Below are 25,734 nucleotides of genomic sequence, written 5' to 3'. Positions count from 1 at the left end.
ATACAAGATACTGGAATGTACGTTGGTTCGAGCTTAAAGTCTGACCCACGCACAACTGAAGACATTTACAATTGTATTGAAAAAAAGGTACGTACTCTATGTACCATAAACGGCCATTTGTTGGATTGCTAATCCTGCCGAGCACGGTATGCTATCAGTTGAACGTTGTTCCGCACGGGAGTCCGATCTTGGAAGCTCAAACTAGCAAGGGGGCGCAGATTATTTCAAGATAAAATTCAAAGGTCGGAACACGAAAAATCAAGTTTCCAGCAGCAAGGCAAACGGACCTATACAGGATATAGACAGATTTTTGTATTTTCAATCCACGGTTGTCGCTAAAGGCAATCATCTACGCAAATTTTAAAAATTCCAATGTATGAGTTCTACTAGCAGAAGAAAATTCTTAGGTACTGCCGCTGCACTATGCGCGGGTGGCACTGCCATGGCCAATACAAGCCATGGCGAAAAGCCCAAGTTACCGTTATCACACCATGTATTTTTTTGGCTTAAAAACCCCGATTCTATAGAAGATCGCGACAAGCTAATCGAAGGTTTACGCACTTTGAAAAAGATCGAAACCGTAAAAGTCTTACATATCGGCGTCGTGGCCAGCACGGAAAAAAGGGATGTAGTTGAAAACTCCTGGCAAGTTTCGGAATTAATGTTCTTCAAGAACTTGGAAGATCAAGCTGTATATCAATCACATCCCATTCACCTTGAATTCATTAAGAATTACGGGCATCTTTGGGACAAAGTGATCGTTTATGATACCATGGAAGTATAATATCCCTGCATATCGCAAGTAAATTCTATTTCAAACAAGTTACCACCATGAAAAAGCTCAGCGCCTTAATTTGTATTATAGCTATCCTACCGTTCAGTTTAAAAGCCCAACGCACACAGAAGCCACCGCTGCACGGGAAACACTGGATGGCCATTACAGGGAAACCCCTGGCTGCTACTGCCGGGGCGGGAATTTTTCAAAAAGGTGGTAACGCTGTTGATGCGGCTTGTGCTATGCTTGCGGCAACCTGCACGATGTGGGATGTATTAAGCTGGGGTGGTGAAACCCAAGCGCTGATTTACAATCCGCATACTAAAAAAGTAATCGCCATCAACGCGCTGGGAGTTGCTCCCAGCGGGGCGACACCGGAATTTTTCAAAAACAAAGGTTATAACTTTCCCCCGGAGTACGGCCCGCTGGCGGCGGTAACACCCGGTACGCCCGGCGGGCTCTGCCTGATGCTGGCCCGGTATGGAAGCCTTAGCCTGGAAGAAGTGCTCGCACCTGCTATGGAAATGGCAGCCGGTTATCCTATCGAAGCCCAAACAGCAAATAGCATCGAAAGAAATAAAAAGAGAATCAGTCAATGGCCGTATAGTAAAAAAGTTTTCTTGGTACACCAAGGCGAAAAACGCGAAGCACCCGAAGCCGGTGAAATATTTGTTCAAAAGGATCTGCTGGCTACCTTACAAAAATTAGTAGATACTGAACAAGCCGCACTTAAAGCGGGAAAAAGTCGCGAAGAGGCAATCATGGCCGCTTGCGATCGCTTTTATAAAGGTGATATCGCGGCAGAAATCGCGAGGGGATGCCAGGAGCAAGGCGGCTTGATTACCAAGGAAGATCTCGCCAACTGGAAACCGGTTATCGAAGAACCTTTGCATATCAATTATAGAGGTATTGAAGTTTATAAATTACAACCTTGGACCCAGGGTCCCAGCATGTTGCAAAGCTTGAATATCCTGGAGCAGTTCGATTTAAAATCGATGGGATATAATTCACCTGAATATATCCATACCGTATATCAAGCCATGAACTTGGCTTTTGCCGATAGGGATTTTTATTACGGTGATCCCGCCTTCTCTCCTACTATTCCCGTCAAGGGTTTACTAAGTAAAGGGTATGCCAAGGAAAGGGCAGCACTTATACAACCGGGCAAAAATCTAGCAAATGCAGCTCCCGGCAATCCATATCCCTATGAGGACAGGCAACAACCTTTTCAAAAACTACTGGATATAAGGGAGCAATGGGTTGAAAATCCGGGTAAAGATAAACCCGGTTCTTTTGTACCTAAACATGATGCCACCTACCATTCTGAAAATAAAAATGAAATGGGCTGGGCCACCACAAAAGACTTGGCGGTTGATAGTCTTTACATGGACAGGTTATGGCGCGGCACCACGAGTATTGAAGCTGCGGACGAAGAAGGCTGGGTTGTATCCGTTACGCCGAGTGGCGGGTGGGTCCCGGCATGTATTGCAGGAAATACCGGTGTGGGCATGAGCCAAAGAATGCAGAGCTTCGTTTTAGATTCTATACTGGATCCGTACAATGTGGTGGCGCCGGGAAAAAGGCCGAGGGTAACCCTAACACCTTCCATGGCATTGAAAGATGGATTACCCTATTTGTCATTTGCCGTACAGGGTGGAGATACGCAGGATCAAAATCTATTACAATTTTTCCTGAATATGGTCGAATTCAATATGACGGTACAACAAGCTGCGGAAGCAGCTAACTTCAACTCAAATCAACTGTGGCTATCCTTGGGTGGCACCCAAGTTAAAGACCGGCAGCCTAGGCCTGGGAGTTTATTACTCAACCGGTCAACCCCGGATGCAACACGCTCCAGCTTGGAAAAGATGGGATACAGCTTGCAATTTGGCGACCGTACCAGTGGGCCGATCAATGCCATATACCTGGATAGGAAACATGGATCTATCTGGGGAGGCAGTAGCAATAATGGTGAGGATTACGGTATCGGTTGGTAAATGCTTTGCTTAACTAAATATACCAGGTTTCTTGGCCGTTAATCGCAATATGCACCTGGCTTCCTTTCTGAACGTTCATGTTAGCCACCTGGATGTAAAACACTTCCTTGGAAGCAGTTAATACTTCGACAATGTAACAATTACCGTGGTAGTTAATCCGCTGAACGGTACCCGGCAAAGCCTGGTTGCCCCCCGCCACGATCCGCATCTGGTGTGGCCTGAGCAACAGATGCTTGCCCGGTTTCCCCGACGGCATTAATACGGCTGCATCCTGTTCATTGATCAAGTTATAAGGACCGAATAATGCGGCTGTATATTCTGATAAAGGTTGCGCGTAAATCTCATGCGGGGTGCCGGATTGTACGATTTTCCCTTGCTGCATCACTAAAATCCGGTCTGCCCAGGGCAAGGTATCCATCGGGTCATGCGATGTAAGTAAACAGGTGATTTGTAGTTGTTCGGACAGATCCCGGATCACGGCTTTCAGGATTTCTTTATGTATTAAGTCGAGGTTGGAATACGGTTCATCCAGTATAAATAATCCGGGGGCGCCATTTAGTAAACGCGCCATGGCGATGCGCTGCCTTTCTCCACCTGATAATTGGCTGGTATAACGTTTCAACAAATGATCGATCCTACAGATACGGTAGAGTTGCATCGCGGCATCTTCGGGCAGTTTATTTCCGTAAGAAAGCACATCTTCTACCCTATAGTTATTCCAAAGTTCGAAATGCTGCGATAAATATGCAATCCCCGGGTGGCCAGGCATCAACTTTTCATCCACTCCTTTCACCCGGCTCCCATCATAGAAAACAGCGCCTTCATCGGCTTGCGACAGCCCCGCTACAATTTTCAACAGGGTACTTTTCCCTGCCCCGGAAGCGCCAACTATAGCTACTTTCTCCAATTCATCCACCTGGAAATCCACCCCGTGCAAGATGGTTTTATCCTTTTCGCTCTTAATAATTCCCGAAACATTTAAAAAATCCATATGAGCTTTCCCTTTTACAATCTGTTGAAATGATAATATTGACCGCGGCACAAAAATAGGCATTAGCACTCTTTATCCAATAGAATTATATCAACCAGCGGCTCAGCCGGACTAAAAAGCAACATCCCCAGCTCTATGGAACCGGGGATGCGCCTGATGATTGCTAATTTGAATGATATTCAATTAGCTAGGTTCACTAAGGTAGTACAATTTTCTTCGTACTCCTCAAGTTCCCTTTATAACATACGACGAAATACACTCCTTTAGATTGTTTGTTTAAATCAATCGATGCGGATTGTTCAACAATTCCCGCATAAACTTTCATTCCTAAAGCATCGTATATCTCCACGAACATTTTCGGGTTCTTGGAGTTGTTACGGATCTTGACTACTTTATCTTGTACGGGATTGGGATAAATCTCGATACTTTGATCGAGTTCAACCTGCAAACTATCTACCTGTAAAACACTGGAATCAACCATCATACCTTTTCGAGCCGTTGTCATCAAGGCAGCGCTTTCATCGTAAGTGAAAGGGAAATCGATCCTGGCCTGGTTGAATTGGTCTTCATAAGTAGTTGACCAACCGAATGCATCGGTCGCTAATTCCTTCAGGTTTACACCGGCTGCACCGCTCCAGAAGTGAACAAATTCACCGAAGTTCATGCTGCGTGCGTAAATAGCATTTTGTTGGGGGAAATACTGGTACAAGAGATCAAAATAATTAGCTAATACTTGCCCGTGACCGTAATTACTCCAGATCGGGTAGAACCAATCTCGAAACCAATAAGTATTGGCTCTCGGGTAAGAATCGGAAGTACTCATCGCGCCGTTATAGTAATTTGTAGCCTCGGTAGTCCAACCTACCGCGTAATACAAGTCATACTGGTATATTTCACACCATTTACTATCGCCCCAAATACCGAATGCCGGTGAGCCTTTCACCCCCCTGGCGCCCCCTTCAACTATATGCCCGATCTCGTGTATGGTAGCATTCAAGTTCCAACCGGTATTGGTTGCCCAGGAACCGGAGCTACCTACACAGATTGCATTCCTGTAATCACGCTTGGAGTCGATATAAGTGGAAGGGTTACCACCTCCATATTTGTCCTGGTGGAAAATAGCGTATAACCTGGGATCACTGAAGCCTCCATAAAGTTGCTTGGTATAAGCCCAGGCCCTGGAAACGGTAGTATCCATCCAGTTGATAGAATCATCCATATCATCATCGAAATAAATACCTACGTGGCTGTCGGTATATTTCCTCGAAACCAGTTGAACGTGTTCATCCCAATGTTCTTGCCATGTGGCGGGGTAGTCGTTAGCAACGGTAGTAATATTAGCCGTATTCGAATAACCGGAATTAGCCGTGGCATTTTCAGCACGTACCCTATAGTATAATGTTTGCCCACCCGTTAAACCCGTATCGCGGTACTGGGATGTATTTGCGGGCAAATTATGTAACAAGCTCCATGAAGAACCATTGGTAGAGCGTTCCAAGCGGTATCGCGTTTCAGATGTTGCATTATCCGTCCAGCTAACTATATTCTGGTTGCCTGATACATTGTTGATAGACAAGCTAGTCGGCGCTGCCGGGCCAGGAATGCTACCGCTGCCGGTACCAAATATCTCCCACTCAGCCATTTGCGTAATGCTGGCGCCATTGTTAGCCGTGATATTCAATCGGTAATAAGTATAAGCCGTGGAATTAGAAAAGCTGAAATTGCTCTTTTGGAACCGGTTGATAAAACTGTGGTTGCTCACCGTGTGCAAAGTTGTCCAGGAACTGCCGTTGTTGGAACCTTCAAAAGTCCAGCTTTTAGGATCGCGGTCGGGATAATCATTTGCGGATGTTACGGAATAAGAGGTAACCGTAGAACTGTTGGCTCCTTGAAATTGTAACCAGGTAGTAGCGTGAAAAGTTAAGTACTTGGAATAGGTATTATTATCAATAACTTTGGCATTGCCTTCATTTCCGGTAACATTATATTGATCAGAGATAGCGCCCCCCGAGAAATCGGTGATATCAGCGCCTACCGTTGTAGCGGTAAATATCTCCCATTCCGCCAATTGCAAGATACTCCCGCTATTATTACTCATTTGCAACCGATAATATTGATATGCAGTCAAATTAGTAAACGTGAACTCGCGGGTTTGATAGCGGTTGGGAAAATCTTCATTACTGCGGGTATCTAATGTTACCCAGGTGGTACCGTTGGTAGAACCTTCAAAAGTCCAGTTTAAAGGGTCTCTCGTCGGCGCATCATTCGCAGAGGTAACCGTGTATTTATTCACGACAACGCTGCTGGTATTTTGGTACTGAATCCAGCCTGAACTATGGAAGGTTAAGTACTTAGTGGCCGATTGGTTGTCAATCACTTTGCTGATATCTTCCCCGCTGGGAGAATCCGAATACTGGGCGCTGATAGTTCCCCCGCTACCCGTTATGTCGGTTTGGGCAAATACTTGCACCTGGATTAACAGGATGCCGATTAAAGGAAGAATTTTTAGACTTCTTTTCATACGTACGAAGTTTTTGTTTGTTAATGAGGGTTTTACGATTTTGGTTATAGGATTTTATGTATGTTTTCAATTGATTACAGGGCATACAACGCTACCGATCCATCGAGGAATGGATCTGCCTTCATCACGGGTTTTCTACTGTTAATACGAGGTACTTTTATCCTTTTTATATCTACACAACTACACTTCGAGCGGGATTACAAAAACTTTTACACTATTCAAAACCTTTATCTAAATCGATTTAGCAAAAAGACAAAAAAATATAAATCCAGAATTTAATGCTCCGCGATCCATGTTGATTATTGGCTCAAACCAGGGATTGATTTTCATAAACTTTTCATAACATGGAACGTCAACGTTCCTACTAAAATACGATTTTCTTTTTGCTAAATCGATTTTGGTGTAAAAAAAATTAAAAAATCTTGTTATTTGTTGATATATAGGTCAATTAACAACCTGCAACTTCCCAATAATTTCATTTGGCAGCCTGCATATGCTAGCCCCCAAAGAAAGAAGTTTTCATAAGTTTAAAAAAGGGGCTTGACAGCCTATGACTACCCTACCCAGGGTATATTTCACCTCGCCAAAAGGATAAATTTTGAATAAACGGTTGATTATTCTTTATTTGTATTAATAATGCGAACAAAACCATTCTAACCACTCTTTATTGAAATCCCAAGTAATTACTGTCTACCCCCAACTTTGGGTTTGTGGAATGTCAGTATTCCGTGCATCATGCAGGAAAATTATTATTTACAGCGACATGGGCTCTTGAAAATTGAGTAAAGCATGAAAATCGTAACACTGGTATGCTTGGCACTACTTTTTGCTACCGGCACACAAGCACAAAAAGAAGCGCTTAAAAGCTTTAACAGGATTGAGTTTAATAATCTACGAGGCATGAATGGCTACGTAGAATTTTACAGTGCGCCTGCCAATAGCCCCGGCCTGGTAATGAGAGCTTCCGCCGGTAAAATGTATATCACTTCTTATATGGATGGAAAATATAACGAAGCCCTGAACGATGCCGGCATTACTATAGGAGCATTCCGTGGTTACCCGCTTTCCAGCTTTACCTTCCAGGTTAAAACGAAAGCCCGGTTTAAAGAGCCTAGTAAATACCTTCACTCGCTTACAAAATGGTATTACTCTGAAGAATTCACGCTCGAGATCATGAATGGTTCTGATGAAAAATCAGTCAATGACTTTTCTGCCGTAACATTCGATAAGCCTTCCATCGCTGTGTATCTCCAATACAAAAAAAACCAGGATAAAGACCTGTGGCTAGAATCGGGAGCACTCGCTTTTGAACGCGTTACCAGGATATGGTGCCCGGATTTTGATTGGAAATGCAAACAAGCAATCAGGGATTGGGAAGAAAAGCAAAGGAAAAAAGAAGAAAAGAAAGAAAAAAAGGATGATAACGAAAATGGTTCTAAAGAGAAAGATGAAGACTTCTGGGAATCCTCTGCCGACCAATCGTCATCTGACAAAAAACACACTAGGCAAAAACAAACCGCTTCGCGGGAAGAAAACGATGCTTTTTCATTTCCCGGTAAAAAAAAGGCCGCTGCTAAAAATAATTCGGAGGGCAATGAAAGCGATGATTTCTGGGATGTAAGTAGTAGTAGTAGTAGTAACAATAATAACTCGAAGGGCGACTTTTGGTCATCCTCCACCAGTAAACCAAAGGATAACGACAAAAAGAGCCGTTCCCGTATTCAATATGATTATAAGAAACACCAGGGTTGGGTCGAAGATGAAAAAGGGAACATATTGATCCCCAAAGGCAACTACCTCGTGAAATCCTACCATGACGGCATGGCTAAAGTATGGATTGTTCTAGGTAACGAAACTTACCATACCGATATTAACAATTATAAACATTACATCTCCCTTTATCAAGAACAAATCATTGATAAAAATGGGAAAGTAATTATCCGCGGTGACAAAGGGTATACGTTGGGCGATAACCGGCCCAAGGTTTTTCTTACCGTAAAACATCATTATGATAATTACGATGAAGAAAAAGCGGCGGAAGCAGCGGCGAAAAGAAGGAAACAACAGAATGAAAATCAAATCAACAAGGCCCGGGATGCTATCGTTAGCAGGTATAAAAGCTTAGGCTATAAACGTTTTTGATCATGGAAATAAGACAAATTTTACTCGTACTAATATTTTCTGCCCTTGGACTACCCCTTTTTGCACAAAGTAAGCAGGAAAAAGCCAAGGCGTATTTCTTCGAGGCATTGGATGCTTTCGAGAAGCAAGAATATAAATCTTGCATAGAGAACTGCGATAAGGCGGAAACTTTACTAGGAGAAAAAAAGGCTAAAATAGAATCATTACGCATCCGCTCAAACTTCAACCTGGGTAACTACCGCGAAACGCAACGTTTACTAAATATCTTCACGACTCTTAATGCTGATGACGGTTTGAAGGAAGAAGTCTACCCTATCGTTGTTCGCATGGAAGAAAAGATGCAGGAAATAAAAGCGAAAGAAGAAGCTGACCGGCTAGCCGCGATTAAAGCACGGGAGGAAGCGGAACGCAAAGCAAAAGAAGAAGCGGTAAGATTGAAAAGAGAGGCTGCGATTGCTGCCGAAAAAGCCAGGCAACAGGCTATCGCAGATTCTATTGCCGCCATCAAAAAAGCGAAGGACGATGCCATCGACAGGGCTAAAGTTTATTCCGCGCATCAATTCGGCGTTTACTGGGTAAAACATGAAGGGAAATACGCCCTTTTTAATGAATCGCAACAGCAGTTAACGCCTTTTAAATATACTTCCGTTTACCAAGGTAAAGATCTGAGCTTATTTAAAGATGGCTTAGCCACGGTGAAATATTATGATAAAATCGGCATGATCGATCCTAAAGGCGAAGAGGTGGTACCTGTTGATTACGATGCCATCGAGCCTTATTCCCATGATTGGTTCCTCGCTAAGAAAAATGGAAAATATGGCCTGATCACGAAAGATGGGAATATAAAAGTTCCCTTTCAATACGATTTTATTTACCCTGTTAACAATAATAGGATCCCGGTTGGCAACCATAACGTGATCGGCTTATTAAATACTGACGGGGCCATTATAGTTCCTGTTAAATATCAAGCTATTGCTGCATTTGGAGATGATAATGTGCGCTTGGCGGAAGTGGTTTATAACAATAAACACGGGATGATTGACATCAATGGTAAAGTTGTTATACCGATCCGGTATGATGATATTGTAAGCGCTCCATCTGGTGGATATCAAACGAAATATGTACGCGAAGGCAATGTAATTGTAGTTAAATCGGCCGGCAAAAGAGGCTTAGTGACCGTTGAAGGGAAAGAAATCATTCCTCCTCAATATGATGGAATCAACTTAAAAGACGGGATGATTGAAATTAAAGATGGTCAATTCAACGGTTTAATGAGCAAGGATGGCCAACTGGTGCTGCCCGCAAAATTTAAAAGCATTCATAAACAAGGGAGTATTTACAAAGTTTATGACGGTAAATATTTTGGGATGTATGATTTGACCGGGAAGGAATTAATTCCCGTGAAATATGAAATCATCTATCCTAATGCATATCAAGAAAATATCTATATCGTAAAAGATGCAAACAACCATTACGGCGCTTATAGCAAGCAGGGACAACTTCTGATCCCGGCAAACTATGATGAGATCGTGGAATCTTCCCAGCCTTTAATAAAAGTTGGGAAAAATGGCTTATACGGTTATTACGATATGAACGGGAAGATGCTTATTCCCGCGAAATACGCGGAAATTGATTTTATTCTATACAAGGATGGTTCTTTTGGAAGTGATAATATTGCCAAGTATAAAAGGAATGGTAAATACGGGGTCGTTGATCAAAATGGTCATGAAATACTTCCTGCCGAATATGAAAATATCGGCCATGAAATCCTCGATATCTCCGGCGGAGCTGTCGTGGTACAACAGAATCGTAAGCTGGGTATGGTTTCCCTTCAAGGTAAGATCGTGCTTCCTATTGAATATACCCGGATCAGCCCGGTAAAAAATAACGGGGCATGGATCTTTAAGGATAATAAATTCGGTCTTATCGATGCACATGCAACATCGATACTGCCATTAGCTTACACCGCTATCGAAAAATTAACTGGGGATGCGAATTGGTACGCGGTGGGCAAAGGTAAATATACCGGTGTTTGGAGTACCCGGGAGCAGCAATTCGTGATCCCAATCAAATATGATAAGATTGAAATCAACCGTTCATTCATCAAAAACTCTGTAATAGTTAATCTTTACAATGGCGACAAAATCGGCTTGTATGATTTAAAGAGGGAGGTGCAAATCGTGGAACCGAAATATGATTATATCGGGCCAAGGGATGAATACTTAATGAAGCACGTCCTGGTTAAGAAAAACGGTAAGATCGGTTTCATGAACTTGGATGGACAGGAAATTATCTCGGTAAAGTATGATAAGGTAGAGAAATTGGGACAACAGAAAAAGGCGGTGATGGTTTACAAAGGGAATAAGGGGAAAAAAGTGGTTATTCCTTAAATTGCTGTACATCTGCCACGGGGTTGGGAACAAATATAGGTTCACGGATTTTTGGACACTATCTCAAAAACTGTGTAAATTATAAAAATCGGGGTTTCACTCCGATTTTTTAATTTTAAAGTATATACAGTTTTATGCAGACAGAAGATTTTTTATCAGACGACTTTCTGAAGCAGTTTAAAACGGCCGATCAACTAAACAATTTCCTGGCCCAGATTCAGAAGCGGGGCATTGAAAAGATGCTGGAAGGCGAACTTGATAGCCATTTAGGCTATGATAAGCATGAGCCCAATGAAAGTAACAATAGCCGTAATGGGTACGGTAAAAAGAAGATTAAGACCAGCTATGGTGAATCTGAAATAAAAGTTCCCAGGGATCGTGATGCCAGTTTTAACCCTATGATAGTACCTAAACGCGAAGGAATGGTTCAGGGGCTGGAAGAGATAATAGTGTCTTTTTATGCCAAGGGGATGAGCGTATCTGACATAGAAGAGCAAATAAGGGAAGCCTATAAATTTGACGTTTCCACGGCCACTATCAGCCGCATCACCAGCCGTGTGACTGAAGATATTGTCGCCTGGCAAAACCGACCGTTAGAACCGGTTTATCTCATCGTTTGGATGGATGGCATTGTGTTCAAGGTACGGGAGAACAGCAAAGTAGTGAATAAAACCGTCTATATCGCTGTGGGCCTGAAGCGGGATGGCCTCAAAGAAGTGCTAGGGATGTGGCTGGGTAAGAATGAGTCAGCCGCTTATTGGATGACTGTACTTACTGATCTGAAGGCCCGTGGCCTGGAAGATATTCTAATAACGGCCACCGATAATCTTAATGGCTTCACTCAGACTATCAAATCAGTGTTCCCTCAGTCTGCCACCCAGGTTTGTGTCGTACACCAGGTCCGTAACAGCTGCCGCTATGTTGTCTGGAAAGATAAAAAGGAATTTACCGCAGACATGAAAGATGTTTATGCCGCACCGACCAGGCAGGCTGCGATGGCGGCTCTTGATGCCCTGGATGCTAAGTGGAGCGCAAAGTATGCCTACGCCATCAAAAGCTGGCGTGAAAACTGGGAGGAACTGACTGTCTTTTTTGACTTCCCCCTGGAGATCAGGCAGATCATCTACACAACAAATCTCATCGAAAATCTAAACGGTAAGATTAGAAAATATACCAAAAACAAGCTATCCTTCCCTACAGATGAAGCCGTGCTTAAATCCGTATACCTGGCTTTGCGGGAAGTATCAAAAAAATGGACCATGCCCATTAGAAACTGGGGCATGATCCTGAATCAGTTTTTAACTATTTTTGATAAAAGGGTGAGAATCTAATTATTACTCTGATTCCCCGATTTTTAAGTTTACACACTTATTGAAATAGTCCCTTTTTGGGGATGCATGGGTTTCACATGTTTGTTTTCGGTTTAGAGGATTCTGCTCTCTTTTTTTCTATTTGCAGTATATTATTTTGAATGTCTTTCATGATCCATTTAGCCCACAGGCTGGCGTAAAAATTGAAGGTAGTTTTTAGTTCAAAATGACTGTAGAGATGTAATCTTATGGTGCTGTCGTTTAGCTGTTCCAATTCGTAGGTTCCGTTCAGGACATCGAAAAATTGGCCGCCGATTACAACATGTTCATCCAGGGTTGTAGATGGTATTTCGTGTGGTTTAGCTTTGATGTTGAAACTCATCTTTTTCAGCGCTTCGTATTCCGTTACTGTTTCGTGAAATACTAATCCGTTCGTAAAGATCGCCTCGCGGGATGCGCCTACCCCCAGGTAATTTAATTCTGCTTTTACCGGCCTGGGAAAGCCTAAACTCCTAGTTAACCAACCTTTATCTTCTGCTCCGGGTATTTCTTCTACACGGGTTATTTCTTCCCAGATTACTGCTGCCGGGGCATGAATATCAATATAAGTGTATGCTTTATAAACTCCTGGAATGGCGCCGATACTTCTTTCTATCGGTCCTGCTACCAGTGGAAGGAAACATAATAAAGAGATATAGGTCTTTTGATGCTTTTTCTCTTTCAATTTATAGTACCCCGCAATCAGTCCGCCTATGGAAGCTATAATTAAAAATATAGGCAAAATCATGATCCAACAAGCCCAACCTTCAATATTAAATAACAGTGTAATAATTGCGAATATGAATATAGGCGCCCAGGGAGCAAAAAAACGGTAAATAAATTTCTTGACGGACTCCATTGGAGATAGGGCAATGGTTAGCATACCGACTATCAAGGGTAAACAGAATAGAAAAGAAATCGTCATAACGTAAAACACCTTGTCCCAAGAATCGATTCCGAATAAGAGTCTTAATATGAGGGCGTACAATACCGGAATGAATACGATAAGTAAAGCTCTTCTAAGTTTATTGTTCATAGGTTGGGTATAAGTTCGGTGCGTGGCGCCCCGTGTTTACATTATATAAAATACAGTGTCCATAAAGAATAATACATAATTGCTCATCATCACATTATCATCATGCATATCTCCTGGAAACAATCCAAATTCTTTATCTTAGTCTTACCATTTAACATTTACGAACCCATTAAAAGTAAGCACTTCCCTGGTAATTTCAAGATCAACATGCCCACCTTCTATTAAAGGCTGTTGTAATTCGATACAAACATCTTTATTCTTATTTTCTATAAAGCCAGTTAAAATAAATAAACTTGAAGGAAATAATAAATTATGGATTATAAGGCTATTAAAATATTCCATCCAACTGGCATAAAAGACACCATCATTGACCTTAATCAGGTCGGCATTATCTTCCTGCCCCTCAATGATAACTCCTCCAATGATATTCTGAAGTTTTTAGCGGATTTCATCGCTAAGTATTAATACTATAACGTGAAAAATAAGAATACTGAGCTAACTTAGCTTCTTACCCGGTTAACAAACATTTATATCATTATTGTCCGGCTAAATTTTCAATAAAAAAATTATCGTCTCCTCAAAAGTTCGGTTCAATGTCCCCCCCTGCACATTTCTTTGTACTTTTTGCTTGCCAAAAAAGGGCACAAATTGGCCATCACGGCTGCCAATTTGATCGCTCGATCCAGCTTTTGTACTACTGTATGGCTTCACTATTAAAAGTGCGAAGTTCCACGGTTTTGTTGGCGGGGCTGAATAGAACATCCTTCGCTTATGTCCTTGACCAGGTAAGGAATCCAAGTAAATTTAATGCAATTTTAGTTGGAAAACAATGATTTATAATCAAAATTTGTGGAGTCGGCGGGATTCGAACCCGCGTCCAAACATATTCTCCGATAGCTTTCTACATGCTTATTTGTGCATTAGTTTGTCGGGACTTGGCAGGAACACAACACACCAACTTCGTCCTTATCCGTTTGAGTTTCAGCCCTCACTCACAGAAACCATGAAAGCCTATCCCACTAAGTTTTATGATTCAGCGGCGGACACTGCAGCGGGCGGCAGTAATCGGCGGCTATAATGGTGTCTAATCTCTGATTAGGCAGCCATGGCGTAGTTATTTTCGCCATTTAAATTTTGAGCATTCAGATTTACGTGCTAATTACACAACGCACGACATGCTTACACTATCAAAGACCCTATGCTGTCAAAACCGGTCGACCCCAGTTTTATGTTTACAAAGAAACAGCTTGCAAATATACGAATATTTCCGCAATCTGCAAGCTGCTTCAAAAGCTATTTTATGAGTATCAATTACTTAAATAAGTTCCGCCACACATCCAAACCGTTGGCAAATAAAAGCAATCCGAACAGGATCACCATACCTACAATTTGGGCGTATTCCATGAATTTCAAACTCGGTTTCCGGCCTGAAATCATCTCGTACAACAGGAACAACACATGCCCCCCGTCCAATGCCGGGATCGGTAAGATGTTCATGAAAGCCAAGATCAAGGATAATAAAGCGGTCAATGTCCAGAAACTCTGCCAATCCCAAATGGAAGGAAACAGGCTGCCGATCGACATAAATCCACCCAACGATTCAGTTACCTTCACCTCGCTCTTCACGAAAAGCAATTTCAACTGGCGAACATATTTCACCAAGGTTTCTATGGCTTTATTAAAGCCGGCGGGAATTGCTTCTGCGAAAGTATATTGATGCGTTACAGTTTTGAAAATTTTACCGTATTCTTTACCGCCAGCCCACATGCCCAATTTACCATCTTCCGGAACCGGGGTTTTGATGAGCAATGTATCTGCCAGGTTTCTAACTACTGTCAAGGTTACTGCGCCACTCTTATTGGCTTGTAAATTGCTAACCACGTCAGACATGTACGGTGTTGGATTGCCATTCACCGCTACGATATGATCCTCTTCCTTTAAACCGGCTTTCTTACCCTGGGAGTCCTTGGTAAACTTACCGATATAAAACGGCCCCCTCAACTCGAAAGTTCCCACGCCTTTTGTTGAGATCAAGCCCCCGATAAACCCGGGTTTAATCGGTACGTTTACTTCCTGCCCATCACGATCAACCTGGATGGACTGGGAAGTGTTCAAGATAATATAACCGGGAATTTGGGTGAAGGATTCAATCTTGTTATGATCCACGCTCAAAATCTTGTCGCCATCCTGCAAACCGGTACTCCTACCCAGGGAATCGGTGGAAATACCGTAAACGGCATTCTCCGTAGGTAAATATTCTTCACCGTAATGCCAAAGGATCATCGAATAGATAAAGAAGCCTAGGAACAAGTTCACCGTTACCCCGCCGATCATCACGATCAGGCGTTGCCAAGCAGGTTTAGAGCGGAATTCCCAAGGTTGGGGCGGCTGTGCCATCTGTTCCTTATCCATACTTTCATCAATCATCCCGGCAATTTTTACATAACCACCGAGAGGCAACCAACCGACACCATATTCGGTATCACCTTTTTTAAATTTGAACAAAGAAAACCCGGCATCGAAGAAAAGGTAAAACTTCTCCACCTTGATTTTAAATAAACGGGCAGGGATAAAGTGCCCCAGTTCGTGCAGGATCACCAGGATCGACAGCGACAAGATCAACTGTCCTGCTTTCACTAATATTTCTTGAATAGCCATGTGCTTTAATGCGCTTTATTGTGCTAGTTAAATTTGGATGATTAGGATAAAGAATTAATCAAAGATGTGGCATGTTCCCGCGCTGCCGTATCAGTTTGGTAATAATCATGCAAACTTGGCAACTCTATATGCGGTATTTTTTCAATCGTTTCTTCGATTATTTCAGTCATTTGCAGGAAGCCGATGCGATTTTTCAGGAAAGCATGGACCACTTCCTCGTTGGCAGCGTTCATGATACAGGCGGTATTCCCTCCTTTCTTCAGTGCTTCTATTGCTATTGCCAAGTTACGGAAGGTCTTTACATCCGGCTGTTCAAATGTGAGCGCCGGGTAATTTTTGAAGGAAAAACGGGGGAAATCATTATCCAGGCGACCCGGATACCCCATGGCATACTGGATCGGTAGTTTCATATCGGGAAGTCCCATCTGGGCCTTAAGTGAACCATCGGTAAATTGCACCATGGAATGGATAATTGACTGCGGGTGAATCACCACTTCTATTTGATCCGCGTCCAAGCCGAAGAGCCATTTTGCCTCGATCATTTCCAAACCCTTGTTCATCAGGGTAGCGGAATCGATGCTGATCTTCGCCCCCATGCTCCAATTGGGATGTTGCAAGGCATGATCTTTCTTAACATTAATCAGGTAATTCGTTTTCTTCCCGAGGAAAGGTCCGCCAGATGCGGTTAAGATAACTTTTTCGATCTTGTGCAAAGGTTCTCCTTGCAAGCATTGGAAGATGGCGGAATGTTCGGAATCAACCGGGATGATAGGCACCTGTTTCTTCCTAGCGGCAGCCATCACGATATCCCCGGCAACCACCAGGGTTTCCTTGTTGGCCAAAGCCACGGGCGTTCCCTGGTCAATTGCTGCCAAGGTCGGCGCCAAACCGGCGAAGCCAACAATAGCAGCCAGTACCAAGTCGATCGTGTTCCAAGTAGCCACTTCAACCATGGCTTGGGGACCGGCGAATACCTTGATACCTTTATCAAATAATACGTTTTTAACTTCTTGGTATTTACTTTCATCTGCAATTACTACCGCGTTGGGTTTAAATTGCAAGGCTTGGGTAATTAACAAGTCGGCGTTGGCATGGGCTGTTAGCACTTCCACCTCGAATAATTGTGGATGGGCCGCGATCACCTCTAAAGCCTGCTTTCCGATAGACCCCGTGGATCCGAATATTCCAATTCGTTTTTTATTCATGTCAAGTATGTCAAACAAAATACGCTTGGCTGCGTATCAAACTGATTTTATTGTTTAAAACTTCCGTAAGATAGGGATATGCTAAAAAAACGCCAAACCTTGTTTTTAAGCGATGTAGGTTCCTAGCCCATCGGCGACTTTACGGTCATTGCTTAAGCGGGGCACCTTGTTTTGCCCGCCCAGCTTGCCGATGGAACGCATATAGTCTATAAACGCGTTTTTTTGCAATGACCTGATCTTCAAGGGTTGCAAAATATTACCGGTCAGCAAATCATCATAATATATATTCTTTTGACGCATCAATTGATCTACTTTCATCGCGAAGCTTGCCAGGTCTGCCGGGGCTTCTTCAAACTCGACAAACCATTCGTGGTATGGTAATTCACCGTTGACCTGGATCTTCGGCGCAACCGTGAACTCCGTAACCCGTACGTTTTCAGCTTCCGCGATGGTCATCAGGCTCTGTTCTACCTCCTCCCCGATCACGTGCTCACCGAAGGCCGATATATAATGCTTCGTTCTACCCGTAACCACGATGCGGTAGGGCTCCGTTGAAACAAATTTCACCGTATCGCCTATATTATAAGCCCAAAGCCCGGCATTGGTACTCACTAACAAGGCATAGTTTACACCCACTTTAACATCCTTGAGGGAAAGACGGGTAGGATTTTCATTAAAAATTTCTTCCGCCGGCACAAATTCGAAGAAAATACCTGAATTGGTGTTCAGTAATAAGCCTTCAGATTTCTGGGAATCCTGGAAAGCCATGAAACCTTCCGATGCGGGATATGTTTCGATGGTCGGGATTTGCCTACCCAACGCATCCATCAATTTGGCCTTATAGGGTTCAAAGTTGACGCCACCATGCACGATTACGCCGAGATTCTTGAACAATTCACCCACTTTTTTGCCGCTTTTCTCGATAAGCAGGTCAAAATACATCTGCATCCAAGGCGGGATACCGCTGATGAGGGTCATGTTTTGATCGATGGTTTCGGCCACGATCTTCTCAAGCTTGGTTTCCCAGTCATCGATGCAATTCGTTTCATAAGTCGGCAACTGGTTCGTTCTCAAGTAACGCGGTACGTGATGGTTCACGATGCCGCTCAACCTGCCGGTGGGTATGCCCCCAATCCTTTCCAGTTCGGGAGAACCCGATAAAAAGATCAGTTTACCGTCGGCAAACTGGGTTTGCCCCGTTTCAGCCATGAACATTAGCAAGGAATTACGGGCCGTATCGATATGGTTCGAGATGGAATCCTTTGAAATGGGTATATATTTAATACCGCTGGTGGTACCGGAAGTTTTGGCAAAATAAATGGGTTGCCCTTTCCAAAGTACGTTGTGTTTGCCTTCTTTTATCTTTTCTATATACGGTTTAAACTGTTCGTAGTCGCGGATCGGGACTGCCTTCACAAAATCCTCGTAAGAATTGATCGAGTCAAAATGGTGATCCTTACCAAAGATAGTCTTCTTACCAACTTTTACGAGTTCCTCCCAAATAGCTTCCTGGTCCTCTACCGCCCTGTACATTTCCTTCTTAATCCGGCTCGCGATAATAGAAGCAAATGGTTTGGCTAGCAGTGCTTTTAACTTCATGCCCCAAATTTTTAGTATTCAAATAAAATGAACGTAAAAAACAAAAGTATAAAAATTGTAACGCATTCAACCCATCCATGGTACTTTTTGGGGATGCCCGTCCCGGGTCGATTTTACAGATTAATTGCAAATAACAGCAGGGCACACGGTTACATATACAAGAAAACAATTGTTAAAAAAATCTAAAATTGTAAAAACTGCGTATCTTTGTGGGTGTTAAAGTGTTATTCCTAGGGGAAAATTCTCACCAGGAGGCACGTTGCTTTAAAAAATATGCAAAATCTTTGTTCTTTACAAAACAAAGCATACCTTTGCAGGAAATTATTTTTGGAATATTATGTTCGCAGTTGTAAAAATCGCAGGTCAGCAATTTAAAGTACAAAAAGATCAGGAGATCTTTGTTCACCAGTTACCTGGCAACGTAGGTGATAAAGTAGAATTTCCTGAAGTATTACTGTTAAACAACGGTTCTCAGCTGACAGTAGGATCTGATGTAAAATCAGTGATCAAAGCAGAAATCTTAGCACATGTCCAAGGTGACAAAGTGATTGCTTTCAAAATGAAGAGAAGAAAAGGCTTCAGAAAGAAAATCGGTCATAGAACTCACTTTACAAGAATTAAGATCAACGAAATCGCGTAATTGTACTTTTTTACGTAAATTTTCATTAATTGTAATTATTATTAAAGTTATTATACAATGGCACATAAAAAAGGTGAAGGTAGTGTAAAGAATGGTCGTGACTCCCGCAGTAAAAGGTTGGGAGTAAAAATCTTTGGTGGACAACCTGCTATCGCTGGTAACATTATCGTTCGCCAGAGAGGTACTGTTTATCACCCGGGAAACAACGTAGGTATCGGTAAAGATTTTACCATCTTTGCTATGACTGATGGTGTTGTGGAATTCCGTAAAGGTCGTGAGAACAAAACTTACGTTTCCGTAAATTAATTTTGACACCATCACATAGGCGAAAGTCTTTGTGATGTTTGCCATAAAGTTTTTTATAGCCCAAATTTTTATTACTAACCCAAAATTCAAAAAACAATGGCAACAATCAGAAAAGGTAAAGCGGCTACCAAAAAAGCTGCACCTAAGAAAGCTGCTCCTAAGAAAAAGGCCGCTGCTAAAAAAGCTGCTCCTAAGAAAAAGGCTGCTGCTAAAAAAGCTGCTCCTAAGAAAAAAGTAGCTGCTAAAAAAGCTGCTCCTAAGAAAAAAGTAGCTGCTAAGAAAGCTGCTCCTAAGAAAAAGGCTGCTGCTAAGAAAGCTGCTCCTAAGAAAAAGGCTGCTGCTAAGAAAGCTGCTCCTAAGAAAAAGGCTGCTGCTAAGAAAGCTGCTCCTAAGAAAAAGGCCGCTGCTAAGAAAGCTGCTCCTAAGAAAAAGGCTGCCGCTAAGAAAGCTGCTCCTAAGAAAAAGGCTGCCGCTAAAAAAGCTGCTCCTAAAAAGAAAGCTGCAAGCAAGAAAAAAGCATCTAAAGCCCCGGCTGCTCCTGCACCGTCTTCAGATTCTTCTTCTTCAGCAATGTAAGATCGGATTTACAAACTGTAAGATAAATACCTTGGTTTACCACCAAGGTATTTTTTTGTCCCAGCAAGCCCAATAGGCTTGGCTAACAAGATGGTCAATACCCCCAAATAATCCCCCCCTAAGACAGCATATCCAAATATCCAAATATCCAAATATTACAATATCAATAAGCCCCAAGTACAAAAGATAAGATATTAGCCCATACATCATAATCTATAATCAACAATCGATAATCTATAATACCCAAAATCAACACACCAAATCTCCCCCCAATCCGTGAAATCCCTAAATCCAAAAAAATCCGTGAACAAAGATGAGAACTTCTTCCTAACTTTCCCCTATGGACAATCATGTTATCGCAGATCAATTCACCTTGCTGGCCAAGCTGATGGACGTGCATGGCGAAAATTCATTTAAGGCTAAATCATATGCCAACGCGGCATTCCAGATCGATAAATTAACCGTACCCCTGTCTGAAACTCCGAGGGATGCGATTTTCAAGATAAAAGGCATCGGTGACTCAACCGGCAAGAGTATCATTGAAATGCTAGATACCGGTAGGTTCAAGATGCTGGAAGACTATATCGACAAAACACCGGCAGGCGTCCTGGATATGATGAAAATCAAGGGACTTGGCCCGAAGAAGATCGCCACGATTTGGAAAGAGCTAGAGATTGAATCGCTGGGAGAGTTACTCTACGCTTGTAATGAAAACCGCCTGTTGCTATTAAAAGGCTTCGGTGAAAAAACGCAGGCCAGCACCAAGCAGAGCATCGAATTTTTCTTGTCGAACAGGGAAAGACATCTATATGCTGAAATAGAGCCGCTTGCAATGGATCTATTGAACAAATTTGAGGAAACATTTTCCCCTAAGTCCGTAAGTTTAACGGGCGCCTACAGGCGTCAGCAACCCGTTATCGACGAGATCGAATTTGTAATAGCCGTCCCGGTGCAAACAATTAAAGATCAATGGGTACAAACCGGGATATTTACTGAATTAGAAACAACACCACAATATTTACTGTTACAACATGAGCAACAGGTGAAAGTAAAAATCTATACCACGAACGAAGAAGATTTTGCCAACACCTTATTTGTAACTTCAGCAACAGAAGCATTTCTCGATGCATTTTATGGTATTGACGGCGGAGAATCAGCCCTTAGCAATGTTTCATCAGAAACCGAAATTTTCGAAAAGGCCCGGTTACCTTATATAGAGCCCTGCCTACGGGAAACGGCGGATCAACTAAACCGTATCGCGAGCAAAGGGGCGCCGAAATTAATCCATACCAGCGACATCAAGGGGATTATCCATTCCCACAGCCAATGGAGCGATGGCTTAAACAGTTTGCAAAACATGGCAGAAGCAGCCAGGGCAGAAGGCTTCGAATATCTCGTGATCAGTGACCACTCCAAATCAGCATTCTACGCGAATGGATTGCAACCCGAAAGGATTACCGCGCAACACCAGGAGATCGAGGCATTGAACCAACAATTAGCTCCCTTCAAAATTTTTAAAAGTATCGAAGCCGATATTCTAAATGACGGAAGCCTCGATTACCCGGATGAAATATTGGCCAGCTTCGACCTCGCGATTGCATCCGTCCACACAAATTTGAAGATGAGCGAAACCAAGGCCATGGAAAGATTGTTAAAAGCTATCCAGAATCCTTATACTACCATTTTGGGACATCTAACGGGGCGTTTATTATTAAGCCGCAATGGCTATCCCCTGGATCATTCCGCAATAATAGATGCCTGTATTGAAAATAATGTTATTATTGAGCTGAATGCCCACCCTAGAAGGTTGGATATCGATTGGAGCTACCTGGCAGAAGCGGTTGAAAAAGGCGCGATGATATCGATCGATCCGGATGCACATAGCATAGAGGGGTATAAAGATATTCGATACGGGGTATTAGCAGCACAAAAAGGAGGCTTGCCCGCATCGCAAAACTTTAGCAGCTTTAACCGGGAAGCAATAGAAAGTTATATCCAGGAAAGAAAACAAAAGAAAGGCATCATATGATCTTACTCCTGGCATTGGCAATAGCTCCAGGAATAGCCATCTCCATATTTATCTATTTTCTAGATAAATATGATAAAGAACCGCTTTCCCTACTGGTAAAAAGCTTTTTACTGGGATGCCTTTGCACAGTTTTCCCCTTGCTGCTGCAATTACTTGCAGTGAACAACGGGATCAAACTGGATCCTTCTAATACTTGGCAAACATTTTCTTATTCCTTTATCATCATCGGGTTCAGTGAAGAATTTGCCAAGTTCGGGATACTGTTGATTTATCCATTTCGTAAGAAAGCATTTAACGAACCGTACGACGGCATCGTTTATAGCGTGATGATCGGGATGGGATTTGCCACGGCGGAGAATGTCGCGTATGTATTAGAATTCGGAGCCAGGACAGCCGTAGTGCGGATGTTCCTGTCTATCCCGGCACATGCATGCTTTGCTATAATTATGGGTTATTTTATAGGTCTTGCCAAGTTTGTCAACAAGGAAAAGAGCCTATTATTAGCGCAAGGTATTATTTGGCCGGTCTTATTGCACGGGGGCTTTGATTTTTTCCTATTACTTGATAAAGGAGCCTATTTATTAATCGGCTCATTATTTATCTTATTCGTAGCTACCCGCCTATCTATTAAAGCCGTTCGCAGGCACCGGGAGATCAGCACCTATTTACATCATAAAAATGCTTATAACGAACGAAAAGACGATTATATATTTTAATTGATCATTATGGAAATTATTTATGTCTACGACGCTTTATGTGGATGGTGCTATGGGTTTACACCTGTGATGATGGAGTTCCAAAAGCGTCATCCCGAATACGAATACCAGGTTTTATCGGGTGGGATGATGCAACAAACACCGGCGCGAAAAATGGCGGCTTATATACAGCAGGCCTACAAATCAGTAGAACAAGCAACCGGCGTAAAATTCGGCCCGGGATTCCTTGAAGGGATACTTAACTCCCCGGCATATATTATGGACTCATTAAAGCCCGCTATTGCATTAACTGCATTTAAAAGTATGGCTGCCAACGAAGCGCTGGCATTTGCACATGAAATACAGGTAGCATTTAATTACGATGGGAAAGATCTCAATAAAGATGAAACCTACCTTGAGATAGCCTCTAAGTTCAATATAGATGCCGGTAAATTCGCGCAATTATTAGGAGATCCGGACACTCTAAAGGCCAGTATAGCGGAGATTGAACAAGTTCAACAATGGGGTATAACAGGATTTCCAGCCGTGATATTCGGTACCGGGCAACAACTTTACCTGGTTGCCAGGGGTTTCCTTCCCTTGGAAAACCTGGAAGAAACTATTCAAAAGATACTAGCGTCAGAACGGGAAGGAGAAGGTTGATGTATAATTATGAATCAGCCGCATTTCCCCTGTTATAGCCGGCCGTGATATAGAAATACAACAGGTAGCCTAAATAGGGTAAGAAAAAAACCAACATCAACCATTTTAAATGGTAAGGCCTATGATTATCGGTGCTCTTAAATGTATGCATAACCACGAAACGGGACACTAACCACATATGCACAAGGAATGCAAGCATCAACCATATTTCAGAATTTAGCATATAGATAGAATTTTACTTAAGTTAATAAATCCACGGGGATAGACCTAAAATACCGGGAAGTAATTTGATATGATTATGTTAAAAAATGGCCCGGTTGAATAACCAGGCCCAGAATCTAATTAACTAGTAATGCAAAGTGGATAAAAATTTATATAAAGTAAATATTTTTTCAATTAACCCCTATTCCCGATAAATGTACTAAAAAAAACTTATCGTTAGGACTGCGAAACAGAACATTGTACGTGTTTGTATAAAAAATAGTCAGAAGGCCAAGTACGGACATCTATGACCGTTCCTATTATAAATAGAAAAGCCCGGTACGATTACCGGGCCGAAAATTTCTGTTTTAGATTAAAGTATTGCCAACTAAACTCATTGTTTATGAGAATCTTAAATATCTTATATTATAATAATCATAATTGTTGTTTTACCATTCACGCCAAAAAAACTCAACACACCCACATAATTTTTTATTTCAATAGAATGAAGATTTATTAATTTAATAAAATCATTCAACGATATAATTAATGTTGCCCTTTTAATTAAAAAGAGGCCCGATAGGAGTACCAGGCCTATCCAAGTTAACTATTAAAGACACAACTTAAGAATATTTTAACCAGAATATTCTATCTGTAAAATAATTTTTGACCCTCGAAAACATTATATAACATTAAACTGTAGTGTAATCGAACTAGAGGCTACCGGGTACTGCAACAAACGTTTCACATACTTTTAGCTCAAATTGTTCACTACTGCCCGTGATTTCAATCACATTGTAAAAGAACTAACTTTTATCGACAATTTCGTTAAGCGTACGTTAATGGAACTAACAAATATTTTAAAAATCCTCCATACTTCTTTATGTCATTTACGTAAGGGCGTTGATTTTGGATTTTTGACCAACTAGGGCATTTGTAAAAATCCTGCTAATAAACGGCATAAAAAAGCCTTCCCCGGCATTTCGAGGAAGGCAAAAACCATCAATATTAAAAAATACTTTAAACTAAAACATTCGCTGGGTAACAGGCTTGTCCTTCTTCCATGAAAAGCGGTAATTGACGCTTAATTCATGGGTTCCGGATTGATATGATTTCAGGTAGTTATTATTATCAAAATCGTATGAATATCCAAATAACAGGTTTTTATTGATTTGAACTTGGGCGAAAGCCGCGGTTGTTTTCTCCGTTCTCCAATTCAAACCGAGCCAAATAACATCTTTAAGTAAACAGGAAGCGCTGATATCAAAATTCACTCCTGCCCCCGGCGCCTGGCGCATGAGAAGCCCGGGTTTCAGCTTCACATCTTTATTCAAGGTAAAGATGTAGGCAGTTTGTAAATAAAGATGCCGCTTAAACTCTACCTTATTTTCGGAAGTACCCAGGTCGAAATTTTGGAATGAAGGTGCGGAAAACCCGACGAAGAAATGTTCATTATACAGCATGAAACCAAAACCTATATCGGTTTTCCAATAACGCTTGTCATCTGCAAAAACGTAATCGTCCCCGGCAGCAAGTTGCGAGTTGTCCTCTTTAAATTGTTGCATCCCGCCCTGGATACCTAATGCCAGGTTAAGATGATCCGACAACTTCACTTTCTGGGATATATTGAAATGGAAACCCGTTTGGGAATAAATCGTGATCTTATCTTGAAACACCATTAACCCAAGACTCGTATTCGTGGCTTTTACCGGGGTATAAAAGGAAAATGTACCCGTTTTAGGTGCACCTTCCATGCCTACCCATTGATTACGCCCCACGAGCGTAACGCTCGCCGCAGTATCCAGGGATGGATAAGCAGGGTTGATCACCATCCCATTACTCATGTATTGCGCGTATAATGGATGTTGCTGGGCCATCAAGGACATATTAAATGCCATTATGACTACCGTTAGCGCAAAAATCAATTTACATGTTTTCATAACCATAGATTAAACATGATT

20 protein-coding genes, 1 other RNA gene and 1 pseudogene are annotated in these 25,734 nt (G+C 42.2%); 12 read left to right on the top strand and 10 right to left on the bottom strand.

What is annotated here, in order from left to right:
- Window positions 1–376: 376 nt before the first annotated feature.
- Complete coding sequence (locus COR50_RS12595) at window positions 377–784, top strand: Dabb family protein (RefSeq protein WP_098194316.1); 408 nt, start codon at window positions 377–379, stop codon at window positions 782–784.
- A gap of 47 nt (window positions 785–831) precedes the next feature.
- Window positions 832–2,772, top strand: a complete 1,941-nt coding sequence (locus COR50_RS12590) for a gamma-glutamyltransferase family protein (RefSeq protein WP_098194315.1) — start codon at window positions 832–834, stop codon at window positions 2,770–2,772.
- Between the two features lie 13 nt (window positions 2,773–2,785).
- On the opposite strand, the gene COR50_RS12585 is transcribed toward COR50_RS12590, so the two are convergent.
- Together COR50_RS12585 and COR50_RS12580 are read right to left on the bottom strand one after the other, a co-directional pair.
- Window positions 2,786–3,763, bottom strand: a complete 978-nt coding sequence (locus tag COR50_RS12585) for an ABC transporter ATP-binding protein (RefSeq protein WP_198405641.1) — start codon at window positions 3,761–3,763, stop codon at window positions 2,786–2,788.
- A gap of 196 nt (window positions 3,764–3,959) precedes the next feature.
- Window positions 3,960–6,284, bottom strand: coding sequence for a T9SS type A sorting domain-containing protein (locus tag COR50_RS12580; protein ID WP_098194313.1), 2,325 nt, complete (start codon window positions 6,282–6,284; stop codon window positions 3,960–3,962).
- Between the two features lie 789 nt (window positions 6,285–7,073).
- On the opposite strand from COR50_RS12580, the gene COR50_RS12575 reads away from it, so the two are divergent.
- The 3 genes from COR50_RS12575 to COR50_RS12565 all read left to right on the top strand — a co-directional run bounded on the left by COR50_RS12575 (window position 7,074) and on the right by COR50_RS12565 (window position 12,147).
- Entirely contained in the window at window positions 7,074–8,426 is a 1,353-nt protein-coding gene (locus COR50_RS12575; protein ID WP_098194312.1) for a hypothetical protein, read from the top strand.
- A 2-nt stretch (window positions 8,427–8,428) separates the two neighbouring features.
- On the top strand, window positions 8,429–10,816 hold the full coding sequence (locus COR50_RS12570) for a WG repeat-containing protein (protein ID WP_098194311.1): 2,388 nt from the start codon (window positions 8,429–8,431) through the stop codon (window positions 10,814–10,816).
- 134 nt (window positions 10,817–10,950) lie between these two features.
- Window positions 10,951–12,147, top strand: coding sequence for an IS256 family transposase (locus COR50_RS12565; protein WP_098194310.1), 1,197 nt, complete (start codon window positions 10,951–10,953; stop codon window positions 12,145–12,147).
- Between the two features lie 73 nt (window positions 12,148–12,220).
- Here COR50_RS12565 and COR50_RS12560 read toward each other — a convergent pair whose 3' ends face one another.
- Together COR50_RS12560 and COR50_RS22760 are read right to left on the bottom strand one after the other, a co-directional pair.
- Window positions 12,221–13,201 carry an SRPBCC family protein gene (locus COR50_RS12560; RefSeq protein WP_098194309.1) on the bottom strand — a complete coding sequence of 327 codons (981 nt, stop codon included), beginning with the start codon at window positions 13,199–13,201 and terminating at the stop codon, window positions 12,221–12,223.
- Between the two features lie 36 nt (window positions 13,202–13,237).
- Window positions 13,238–13,543 (bottom strand): annotated as a pseudogene (locus COR50_RS22760) (putative polyvalent protein kinase domain-containing protein).
- Between COR50_RS22760 and COR50_RS22610 the strand changes: the two are divergent.
- Window positions 13,514–13,666 carry a hypothetical protein gene (locus COR50_RS22610; RefSeq protein WP_232516159.1) on the top strand — a complete coding sequence of 51 codons (153 nt, stop codon included), beginning with the start codon at window positions 13,514–13,516 and terminating at the stop codon, window positions 13,664–13,666. The pseudogene COR50_RS22760 and the gene COR50_RS22610 overlap by 30 nt on opposite strands.
- A gap of 382 nt (window positions 13,667–14,048) precedes the next feature.
- Here COR50_RS22610 and ssrA read toward each other — a convergent pair.
- The 4 genes from ssrA to COR50_RS12535 all read right to left on the bottom strand — a co-directional run bounded on the left by ssrA (window position 14,049) and on the right by COR50_RS12535 (window position 18,663).
- Window positions 14,049–14,423: a transfer-messenger RNA gene (ssrA, locus tag COR50_RS12550) on the bottom strand.
- An 89-nt stretch (window positions 14,424–14,512) separates the two neighbouring features.
- Window positions 14,513–15,859, bottom strand: a complete 1,347-nt coding sequence (gene rseP / locus COR50_RS12545) for an RIP metalloprotease RseP (protein WP_098194307.1) — start codon at window positions 15,857–15,859, stop codon at window positions 14,513–14,515.
- A gap of 41 nt (window positions 15,860–15,900) precedes the next feature.
- Entirely contained in the window at window positions 15,901–17,064 is a 1,164-nt protein-coding gene (locus tag COR50_RS12540; protein ID WP_098196213.1) for a 1-deoxy-D-xylulose-5-phosphate reductoisomerase, read from the bottom strand.
- Window positions 17,065–17,169: 105 nt separating this feature from the next.
- Window positions 17,170–18,663 (bottom strand): GH3 auxin-responsive promoter family protein, encoded by a 1,494-nt coding sequence (locus tag COR50_RS12535; RefSeq protein ID WP_098194306.1) that lies wholly within the window; start codon window positions 18,661–18,663, stop codon window positions 17,170–17,172.
- A 337-nt stretch (window positions 18,664–19,000) separates the two neighbouring features.
- On the opposite strand from COR50_RS12535, the gene rplU reads away from it, so the two are divergent.
- The 6 genes from rplU (at window position 19,001) to COR50_RS12505 (ending at window position 23,572) form a co-directional block, all read left to right on the top strand.
- Window positions 19,001–19,303: a 50S ribosomal protein L21 gene (gene rplU / locus COR50_RS12530; protein WP_098194305.1), complete on the top strand. Its 303-nt coding sequence runs from the start codon at window positions 19,001–19,003 to the stop codon at window positions 19,301–19,303.
- A gap of 57 nt (window positions 19,304–19,360) precedes the next feature.
- Window positions 19,361–19,609, top strand: a complete 249-nt coding sequence (gene rpmA / locus COR50_RS12525) for a 50S ribosomal protein L27 (RefSeq protein WP_098194304.1) — start codon at window positions 19,361–19,363, stop codon at window positions 19,607–19,609.
- Between the two features lie 96 nt (window positions 19,610–19,705).
- Window positions 19,706–20,185: a histone gene (locus COR50_RS22755; RefSeq protein ID WP_098194303.1), complete on the top strand. Its 480-nt coding sequence runs from the start codon at window positions 19,706–19,708 to the stop codon at window positions 20,183–20,185.
- A gap of 340 nt (window positions 20,186–20,525) precedes the next feature.
- Window positions 20,526–22,214, top strand: a complete 1,689-nt coding sequence (locus COR50_RS12515) for a DNA polymerase/3'-5' exonuclease PolX (protein WP_098194302.1) — start codon at window positions 20,526–20,528, stop codon at window positions 22,212–22,214.
- Window positions 22,211–22,930, top strand: a complete 720-nt coding sequence (locus COR50_RS12510; RefSeq protein ID WP_098194301.1) for a PrsW family intramembrane metalloprotease — start codon at window positions 22,211–22,213, stop codon at window positions 22,928–22,930. Before COR50_RS12515 ends, COR50_RS12510 begins: the two co-directional genes overlap by 4 nt.
- A gap of 9 nt (window positions 22,931–22,939) precedes the next feature.
- Window positions 22,940–23,572, top strand: coding sequence for a DsbA family protein (locus tag COR50_RS12505; RefSeq protein WP_098194300.1), 633 nt, complete (start codon window positions 22,940–22,942; stop codon window positions 23,570–23,572).
- A gap of 7 nt (window positions 23,573–23,579) precedes the next feature.
- Here the strand turns inward: COR50_RS12505 and COR50_RS12500 are convergent, their stop codons facing one another.
- A complete protein-coding gene (locus COR50_RS12500; protein ID WP_098194299.1) occupies window positions 23,580–23,795 on the bottom strand; it encodes a PLDc N-terminal domain-containing protein in 216 nt (71 codons plus the stop codon).
- A 1,003-nt stretch (window positions 23,796–24,798) separates the two neighbouring features.
- Window positions 24,799–25,713: a PorP/SprF family type IX secretion system membrane protein gene (locus tag COR50_RS12495; protein WP_157760805.1), complete on the bottom strand. Its 915-nt coding sequence runs from the start codon at window positions 25,711–25,713 to the stop codon at window positions 24,799–24,801.
- Between the last annotated feature and the right edge of the window lie 21 nt (window positions 25,714–25,734).

Source organism: Chitinophaga caeni, assembly GCF_002557795.1.
GTDB lineage: Bacteria > Bacteroidota > Bacteroidia > Chitinophagales > Chitinophagaceae > Chitinophaga > Chitinophaga caeni.
Note: the sequence above shows the minus strand (reverse complement) of the source record. Positions and strands in the feature narration are given on the sequence as shown.

Bases quoted from the DNA above. Each gene is read 5' to 3' on its own strand.
- COR50_RS12575 (WP_098194312.1), top strand. From the start codon at position 7,074: ATGAAAATCGTAACACTGGTATGCTTGGCACTACTTTTTGCTACCGGC.
- COR50_RS12570 (WP_098194311.1), top strand. From the start codon at position 8,429: ATGGAAATAAGACAAATTTTACTCGTACTAATATTTTCTGCCCTTGGA.
- COR50_RS12595 (WP_098194316.1), top strand. From the start codon at position 377: ATGAGTTCTACTAGCAGAAGAAAATTCTTAGGTACTGCCGCTGCACTA.
- COR50_RS12540 (WP_098196213.1), bottom strand. From the start codon at position 17,064: ATGAATAAAAAACGAATTGGAATATTCGGATCCACGGGGTCTATCGGA.
- COR50_RS22755 (WP_098194303.1), top strand. From the start codon at position 19,706: ATGGCAACAATCAGAAAAGGTAAAGCGGCTACCAAAAAAGCTGCACCT.
- COR50_RS12495 (WP_157760805.1), bottom strand. From the start codon at position 25,713: ATGAAAACATGTAAATTGATTTTTGCGCTAACGGTAGTCATAATGGCA.
- rseP (WP_098194307.1), bottom strand. From the start codon at position 15,859: ATGGCTATTCAAGAAATATTAGTGAAAGCAGGACAGTTGATCTTGTCG.
- rplU (WP_098194305.1), top strand. From the start codon at position 19,001: ATGTTCGCAGTTGTAAAAATCGCAGGTCAGCAATTTAAAGTACAAAAA.
- COR50_RS12505 (WP_098194300.1), top strand. From the start codon at position 22,940: ATGGAAATTATTTATGTCTACGACGCTTTATGTGGATGGTGCTATGGG.
- COR50_RS12580 (WP_098194313.1), bottom strand. From the start codon at position 6,284: ATGAAAAGAAGTCTAAAAATTCTTCCTTTAATCGGCATCCTGTTAATC.
- COR50_RS12535 (WP_098194306.1), bottom strand. From the start codon at position 18,663: ATGAAGTTAAAAGCACTGCTAGCCAAACCATTTGCTTCTATTATCGCG.
- COR50_RS12565 (WP_098194310.1), top strand. From the start codon at position 10,951: ATGCAGACAGAAGATTTTTTATCAGACGACTTTCTGAAGCAGTTTAAA.
- COR50_RS12590 (WP_098194315.1), top strand. From the start codon at position 832: ATGAAAAAGCTCAGCGCCTTAATTTGTATTATAGCTATCCTACCGTTC.
- COR50_RS12500 (WP_098194299.1), bottom strand. From the start codon at position 23,795: ATGCTAAATTCTGAAATATGGTTGATGCTTGCATTCCTTGTGCATATG.
- COR50_RS12585 (WP_198405641.1), bottom strand. From the start codon at position 3,763: ATGGATTTTTTAAATGTTTCGGGAATTATTAAGAGCGAAAAGGATAAA.
- COR50_RS12510 (WP_098194301.1), top strand. From the start codon at position 22,211: ATGATCTTACTCCTGGCATTGGCAATAGCTCCAGGAATAGCCATCTCC.
- COR50_RS22610 (WP_232516159.1), top strand. From the start codon at position 13,514: ATGGATTATAAGGCTATTAAAATATTCCATCCAACTGGCATAAAAGAC.
- rpmA (WP_098194304.1), top strand. From the start codon at position 19,361: ATGGCACATAAAAAAGGTGAAGGTAGTGTAAAGAATGGTCGTGACTCC.
- COR50_RS12515 (WP_098194302.1), top strand. From the start codon at position 20,526: ATGGACAATCATGTTATCGCAGATCAATTCACCTTGCTGGCCAAGCTG.
- COR50_RS12560 (WP_098194309.1), bottom strand. From the start codon at position 13,201: ATGAACAATAAACTTAGAAGAGCTTTACTTATCGTATTCATTCCGGTA.